The organism is Kitasatospora sp. NPDC017646, from assembly GCF_044329365.1.
Lineage (GTDB): Bacteria > Actinomycetota > Actinomycetes > Streptomycetales > Streptomycetaceae > Kitasatospora.
On record NZ_JBIRJC010000007.1, the window covers coordinates 283,047 to 289,046 of the forward strand.

Annotated in this window: 6 protein-coding genes; 3 read left to right on the forward strand and 3 right to left on the reverse strand. The window is 74.1% G+C overall.

Going from position 1 to position 6,000, the window contains the following annotated elements:
• Positions 1–18: 18 nt before the first annotated feature.
• Positions 19–621: a TetR/AcrR family transcriptional regulator gene (locus tag ACH4J0_RS14815; RefSeq protein ID WP_396239946.1), complete on the reverse strand. Its 603-nt coding sequence runs from the start codon at positions 619–621 to the stop codon at positions 19–21.
• 109 nt (positions 622–730) lie between these two features.
• Between ACH4J0_RS14815 and ACH4J0_RS14820 the strand changes: the two genes are divergently transcribed.
• On the forward strand, positions 731–2,143 hold the full coding sequence (locus tag ACH4J0_RS14820; protein ID WP_396239948.1) for an amidase: 1,413 nt from the start codon (positions 731–733) through the stop codon (positions 2,141–2,143).
• A 161-nt stretch (positions 2,144–2,304) separates the two neighbouring features.
• Here ACH4J0_RS14820 and ACH4J0_RS14825 read toward each other — a convergent pair whose 3' ends face one another.
• Complete coding sequence (locus tag ACH4J0_RS14825) at positions 2,305–3,030, reverse strand: flavodoxin family protein (RefSeq protein ID WP_396239950.1); 726 nt, start codon at positions 3,028–3,030, stop codon at positions 2,305–2,307.
• 144 nt (positions 3,031–3,174) lie between these two features.
• Here ACH4J0_RS14825 and ACH4J0_RS14830 point away from each other — a divergent pair, with 144 nt between their 5' ends.
• Complete coding sequence (locus tag ACH4J0_RS14830; protein WP_396239953.1) at positions 3,175–4,095, forward strand: LysR substrate-binding domain-containing protein; 921 nt, start codon at positions 3,175–3,177, stop codon at positions 4,093–4,095.
• A gap of 55 nt (positions 4,096–4,150) precedes the next feature.
• Positions 4,151–4,366, forward strand: a complete 216-nt coding sequence (locus tag ACH4J0_RS14835) for a cold-shock protein (protein WP_396239955.1) — start codon at positions 4,151–4,153, stop codon at positions 4,364–4,366.
• Between the two features lie 59 nt (positions 4,367–4,425).
• Here the strand turns inward: ACH4J0_RS14835 and ACH4J0_RS14840 are convergent.
• Positions 4,426–6,000: substrate-binding domain-containing protein (locus ACH4J0_RS14840; protein WP_396239957.1), on the reverse strand; the 1,575-nt coding region annotated here is incomplete at its 5' end.

Sequence of the window (6,000 nt, forward strand, 5' to 3'; positions counted from 1 at the left end):
CCCCCTGGCAACGGGGATTCAGCGGTCGGCGGCGGGACGGGCGGCCGCCTCCCACACCCCGGCCAGGTGCGTGTGCAGCAGGTCCTCCGCCTCGGCCGCCGTCCGGTGGCCGATGAGCACGTGGGCGGTGAGCCCGTCGGCGAGGGCGAGCAGCGTGCGGGCCTCGCGCCGGGCGTCGACGGTGTCCGAGGCCTCGGCGACGAGCCGTGCGAGGAGCCCTTCGAGGTCGGCGTAGCTGCTCCGCAGGCCGGCCGCCAGGGCCGGGCTGACGGCCGCCGCGGCGAGGAAGGCGAGCCAGGTCCGCGCTTCGGCCCGGTGTTCGTCGCCCAGCAGTGCGACCTCGCCGGCCACGTGCCCGACGGTGCTGGCGGCGGACTGGGCGGGGCTGCCGACGACCCGGCCGTGGGCGCGTTCGGTGACGCGTGCGCCGATGTGGCCGAGGGCGAACCGCAGCATCTCCTCCTTGGTGCGGAAGCAGCGCTGGACGGCGCCCATGGAGACGTCCGCCCTGGTGGCGACGTCCCGCAGGGTCACCCCTTCGAGGCCCTGGGCGTCGATCAGCGCGCACACGGCCTCGGCGATCCGGCGGCGCCGTTCCTCGTGGTCGACCTGTTTCGGCATACCGCTCCCGCACTTCCCGTCCGTGATCCCAAAGTATTCCGATGCAAGCGTATCGGTTCCCCCGCTATGGTTCCGATGCAACCGCATCGGAACGAACCCAGGAGCCCCCGTGTGGAAACTCCCCGCCACCGCCATCGCCGCCGCCGTCCGCGGGGGCGAGGTGTCCGCACGCGAGGTCGTGGACGCCCACCTCGACCGGATCGCCGAGGTCAACCCGCGGGTGAACGCCGTCACCCAGCTCCTCGCCGACCGCGCCCGCGCCGCCGCCCAGGAGACCGACCGGGCCCGGGCGGCCGGCGAGCGGCTCGGCCCGCTCGCCGGGGTGCCGTTCACGGTCAAGGAGTGCACCCGCATCGAGGGCGTCCCGACCACCTTCGGCACGCCGCGCTTCCGCGAGCTGGTCGCCCCCGCCGACGCCGTCCCGGTGGCCCGGCTGCGCGCCGCCGGGGCGATCCCGATCGGGCACAGCAACATGCCGACCCTGATCCTGGCCGGGATGCACACCCGCAGCGAGCTGTACGGCGACACCCGCAACCCGTGGGACGCCGCCCGCACCCCCGGCGGCACCAGCGGCGGGGACGGCGTGGCGGTGGCCACCGGCATGGCAGCGCTGGGACTCGGCAACGACTCCGGCGGCTCGCTCCGCATCCCGGCCGCCTTCAACGGGGTCGCCGCACTCAAGCCGACGACCGGCCGGTTCGCCGCCGACCAGCGGATGCTGGGCCCGGACGATCCCGGACCGGCATCCCAACTCCTCGTCACCGACGGGCCGTTGGCCCGCACGGTCGCCGATCTGCGGCTCGCGTACGAGACCCTGGCCGGGCCGGATCCCCGCGACCCGCGCGCCGTCCCGGCACCGCTGTACGGAGAGCCGCTCACCAACCCGCCGAGGGTCGCCGTGGTCGCCGACCCGGGCGGCCACGGCGTCCACCCCGCCGTCCGCCGCGCCGTCGAGGCCGCCGCCGAGGCCCTGCGCGACGCCGGGTACCGGGTGGACGAGGTCCCGGACGTCCCCCGGCTGGACGAGGGAATGGAGGCCTACACCCGGCTCACCAACACCGAGTTCGCCCCCGGCTGGCCCGCCGTACGACAACTGCTGGGCGAGGGCGGGGACCGCTACATCGAGCTGACCATGCGCAGCGTCCCGCCCGTCGACGCCGCCGGGCTGATCGCGGTCATGGGCACCTGGATGAACATCCGCCGCTCCTGGACGGAGTTCCTGGAGGCGTACCCGCTGCTGCTCGGCCCGGTCTTCACCGAGCCGCCGGTCGAACCCGGCCTGGAGTCCCGGGACCAGGCCGGGCGGGACCGCGTCGCCTCGGCGATGCGGCTCTGCTCGGTCACCAGTTTCGTCGGCGTCCCGGCCGTCGCCGTCCCGACCGGCCTGGACGCCGACGGCCTGCCCGCCGGCGTCCAGCTGATCGGGCGCCCGTTCCGCGAGGACCTCTGCCTGGCCGCCGCCCAGCACGTCGAGGACCGGCTCGGCACCCTCGCCCCGATCGACCCGCGGCCGGAGGCGTAGCGAAGGGGCCCCGCCCGGCCACCCGGACGGGGCCCACTGGTCATCGCGCCGTGGGGCGCGCAGGTGCCGCCACACTCCGCGGCGGTGTCCTCCGGGCGGGCGGGTCCACCAGCAGCGCCCCGCCGACGTCAACGTACCCCGACGTCAGCGCCCGGCCGACGTCAGTGCCCAACCGGTGCGGTGTCCGCCTCGCGGAGCGAGGCGGACAGGGCGCGGGCCTCGTGCTCGGTCATCCGCGGGGTCTCGTACGGCGCGGCGTTGACCCAGCGCTGGGTCAACCGGGCGATCCGCTCGCCGTAGCGCTGCGCGGTGAGCAGGTCGCCGCGCGATCCGGCCTGCTCCGGGCCCAGGTCGGCGTGGCTCTGGCTCATCAGGCCCAGCCAGGAACCCAGCCGGTTCAGGTCGTCGCGGGTGCCGCCGCTCCAGTTGTTGCCCGGCATGTCGGCCACGCCGATCCACTGCATGCCCAGTTGCGCGCCGAACACCGCCAGCTGCTGGAGGACGGCCAGCTTGTCGCCGCTCTGCGAGGCGGACATGGTGAACCCGCCGGCCAGCTTGTCCTTCCACCCCTGGGTGACGAAGGGCGTGAACGCGGCCTCCATGAAGGCCTTGAACACCGCCGAGACACTGCCCATCAGCGTCGGGCAGCCGAACACGATCGCGTCGGAGCGGGCGAGCAGCGCCAGCACCTCCGGGTCGTGCCAGCGGCCCGCGTTGACGTCCTCGGCCCGGAGCTCGGCGAGGTGCACCTCGGCGCCCGGCACCAGTCGCGCGCCCTCGGCGAGGTGCTCGGCGAGGACCCGGGTGTGTCCGTGCACCGAGTGGTAGACCACCGTCACCGCGACCGTCGGCTCGTCCTGCTCACGGTCAACGTCCTTGAATGCCATGTCGATCCACTGCTTCCGTCGGTGGGGAATCCCTGCTCGCCACCCATCCCAGCCTGCGCGCGGCACGGCATCAACGCCGAAGATCGGCGCGCAGCGATCGGCCGTACCGATCGATCGCGCCGGACGAGGCCCTAGCCTGGCTCCGTGGACAGGATCGAACTGGAAGCATTCGTCGCGGTCGCCGAAGAACTGCACTTCGGCCGCGCCGCCGCCCGCCTGCACCGGGGACAGCCCACCGTCAGCGACGCCGTCCGACGGCTGGAGACCGCCCTGGGCGGGCGGCTGTTCCACCGCACCAGCCGCAGGGTGTCCCTCACCGACCTCGGCGCCGAACTGCTGCCCGACGCCCACGCCGCCCTCGCCCAGCTGCGCCGCTTCCAGCAGCGCGGGCGCGCCCTGGCCGCCGGCGACCGGAGCGGCACCACGCTCGTCGTCGGCCACGCCGAATACACCAGCCACCAGCTGCTCCTGCGCTGCCTGCCGCAACTGCGCGAGCGCTTCCCCGGCGTGACGATCGTGCCCGAGCCGATGCCGACCACCGCCCTGCTCACCGCCCTGCGGGCGGAGACGATCGGGCTGGGCATCGGCTGGGCGACCGACGGCGTCACCGGCGTCCGCGCGCGGGTGCTGTCCACCCAGCGGTTCACGGCCCTCGTCCCCGAGGCTCACCCGCTGGCCGACCGCGCCGAGTTGAGCGCCGCCGAACTCTCCACCACCGGCCTGCTCACCTGGCCCCACCAGATCAACAGCGGCCTCTGCGACCGCCTCCTGTCCGCCTTCCGGATCGGCGGAGCCGACCTGCGCATCATCCGCACCGCCGACAGCGTCCACGCCATCGCCGCCCACGTCGCCGCGGGCACGGGCATCGGCATCACCGTCGAATCCGCCCTCGACCACCAGCCCCCCGGCCTGCGCGTCATTCCCCTCACCGGCCCCTCCACCACCGCCGACCAGGTCGTCCTCACCCCCGTCGACCCCTCGGAACCCGCCGCGGCCCTGCGCGACCTGCTGCTGCACGCCTCGGCGCGCGACATCCCGGCATCCACTACTCTTCGTGTCGGCTGAAACCCGCTCCGTGAGAAGATCGTGGGACAGTGTGATCCGATCCCGAGGAGTGGGCATGGCCGACCGCCAGAACGGCACCGTGAAGTGGTTCAACGACGAGAAGGGCTACGGCTTCATCACCCCGGAGTCCGGCCCCGACCTGTTCGTGCACTTCAGGGCGATCGAGGGAAGCGGCTTCAAGTCCCTGGTGGAGGGCCAGAAGGTCACCTTCGAGGCCGTCCAGGGCCAGAAGGGCATGCAGGCCGACAAGGTCCAGCTCGTCGCCGAGTAACACGGCGGCGGAACCGTTCGCGTGCCCGGACGGCCGAAGGCCGTCCGGGCACGCCGGCCCTACTCGGACCGCAGCCCGGCCAGGGCGCTCTGCACCTGCTGGGTCAGGGCCGGGGGCAGGGTGCCGTACTTCAGGGACTCGCCCGTCGCCCGGCCCGGCCCGCTGACCGCGTAGGACGCGAGGCTCGCCAGGACGGCGGAGCCCCCGCCGCGCTCGCAGAAGCCGAGGTAGCCGAATCCGACCACGGGATATCCGCCCTTCACCGGCTTCTGGTAGTCGAGCTCGACCGACAGCCTGCTGTCCGAGGTGTCCACCGTGGCGGTCGCGGCCATCGCTTCGGCGCCGGGGACGCTCGGGGCCACGTCGGAGTCACCGGTCCGCACCCGGGCCGCGTGGAGGTTTCCCACGTCCTTCAGCGGGACGACGCCGATCGACCCGGCGGCGCCGGCGACGGCGCCGGGGATGCTCGCCTCGGTCGTACCGGGCGTGGCCTTCAACGTGGAGTCCCAGACCGCGCCCACCTCGTACGGCCAGCCGCCGGCCTTGCTGAGGTACTGCTGGAAGACGTAACCGGACCACGCCAGGCCGGACGGGACCCGGATGTCGATCGGGGAACTCGGCAGCACCGTGGCCGGGTTGAGCGCCCTGATCGCCGGATCGTTCCAGGTCTCGATCCGGCGCTGGAAGATCCTGGAGAGCGTCGGGGCGTCGAACACCAGGTCCGTCACCCCGGGAACGTTGAAGACGACCGCGACCGGGACCACGGTGACCGGGAGTTGGGACATCCGACCGGCGGCACAGTGCTTGCCGTACTGGACGGCCTGCTGGTCGGTCAGAGAGGTGTCGAAGCTCGCGCCGTCGACCTCACCGTTGGCGAAGTGGCTCGCGTTGGCGGACTTGAACGGATCCTCGAAGGCGCCGGCCGGAGGCTCGAGGGTGACCTGGTCATCCGGGCAGGCCTTGCCGAAGTCCGCCGTCCACTGCTGGACGAGGGCGGCCTCCGGGCCGTCCGCCCCGAGCGTGGCCCTGCCGGCCGGCGCGCAGGTGACGCCGGAGGCGAGCGCGGACGGCCCGGTCCGCCCGGCATCCCGCTGCCGGTCCTGCCAGGTGACGTAGCCGAGCGTGCCCGCCGCGGCGACCACGACGGCGGCCACGGCGGAGCCGATCATCAGCGCCTTCCGCGGGCGGCGCCGGCCGGCGGCGACGGTCGGCGGGTACGGAGCCACGGCAGGCGGCACCGATGGTGCCGCCGGCGGCAGCACCGGCGCCGGGGCGACCGGGCCGGGGGCCGTCGGCGTGCCGACGGCCGGTGGCGCGGCCGGAGCCACCGGTCCCGTCCGCAGCTGGACCGTCCGCTCCCGCACGCTCTCCCTGATCACCCTCAACAGCCCCTCCACCGTGGGCCGTTGCTCCGGGTCCTTGGCCAGGCACCCGGTGATCAGCGGATACAGTTCCGGCGCCAGCCCGGCGAGGTCCGGCTCCTCGTAGACGACCCGGAAGCCCACCGCGTGCGAGGAGTCCGCACCGAACGGCCCGCGTCCGGTGGCCGCGAAGGCGAGCACCGAGCCGAGGGCGAACACGTCCGTGGCCGCCGTCGCCGTGCCGTTGCGGAACTGCTCGGGCGCCATGAACGG

Excerpts from the sequence above, each read along its gene's own strand:
- ACH4J0_RS14815 (WP_396239946.1), bottom strand. The coding sequence starts at position 621 with ATGCCGAAACAGGTCGACCACGAGGAACGGCGCCGCCGGATCGCCGAG.
- ACH4J0_RS14825 (WP_396239950.1), bottom strand. The coding sequence starts at position 3,030 with ATGGCATTCAAGGACGTTGACCGTGAGCAGGACGAGCCGACGGTCGCG.
- ACH4J0_RS14835 (WP_396239955.1), top strand. The coding sequence starts at position 4,151 with ATGGCCGACCGCCAGAACGGCACCGTGAAGTGGTTCAACGACGAGAAG.